This window comes from Arachidicoccus sp., from assembly GCF_050436765.1.
In the GTDB taxonomy this organism is placed as follows: domain Bacteria; phylum Bacteroidota; class Bacteroidia; order Chitinophagales; family Chitinophagaceae; genus Arachidicoccus.
Genome location: NZ_JBNQGD010000271.1, coordinates 1 through 720, shown reverse-complemented (window position 1 = coordinate 720; position 720 = coordinate 1). Strand labels below are relative to the sequence as shown.

The following is a 720-nucleotide window of genomic DNA, read 5'->3' as shown; positions in this document are numbered from 1 at the left end:
CTCTCCAACAATCTACACCCTACATTACTATATCATCGAAACGTCCGGTTTTATGAACCAAACAGTTGTACATATTTAACCTCTATTCAATTAAAAAAAATTAATGCTAAAGATAGTTTTGGAATTGTGTATAATATAAAAGTAACAAAGCCGTTTAAAGGGAAATACTATAAATGCAAAGCTTTAGCCTTTGAAAACGAGAAGGGAAATTTTATTACGCTTTATTATTTTTATAATGAAAAAGATGAAAAGCAAATAATGCATAAAATTTTTGACCAATTAGGTATGGTAAAATTTAAAACGTAAGAATGTACTCATATACTTTAGTAATATTGATTTCATGATCGTTTCCATCAATATTTATGGTCGACATTACCTGATTAGAAGAGGCACTATTTAAATCAAAGAAATCCCTGATACTACCTACTCCACCGTAAATTGTGGAAACATAAGAAAAAGAGCCAACTTCGTGTTATACAAAATCCGTGGACTCATCTTGCGTAAAATTTGCAGAAATGATATTTCCATATTGATCTTCATTAAATATTGAATAGCCACTTGGTCCATAAGCATCAAAATTATCCTCATATTCCCCTACAAAATAAGATGCATAGTCGCTATTTTCGAACATGTGTAAGATGATGAATTAAATCCACAAAATCCCATCTGTAAATTCTGGTGTATGCTGACCCACTGTTCTGAATTATGCTGACCCATCAT

General features: G+C 31.1%; 2 protein-coding genes. One reads left to right on the top strand and one right to left on the bottom strand.

Annotated elements, in window-relative coordinates; translation table 11 throughout:
* Positions 1-306: hypothetical protein (locus ACQR30_RS11815; RefSeq protein ID WP_429735322.1), on the top strand; the 306-nt coding region annotated here is incomplete at its 5' end.
* 166 nt (positions 307-472) lie between these two features.
* Here the strand turns inward: ACQR30_RS11815 and ACQR30_RS11810 are convergent.
* Positions 473-631, bottom strand: coding sequence for a hypothetical protein (locus ACQR30_RS11810; RefSeq protein WP_162923739.1), 159 nt, complete (start codon positions 629-631; stop codon positions 473-475).
* Positions 632-720 lie beyond the last annotated feature (89 nt).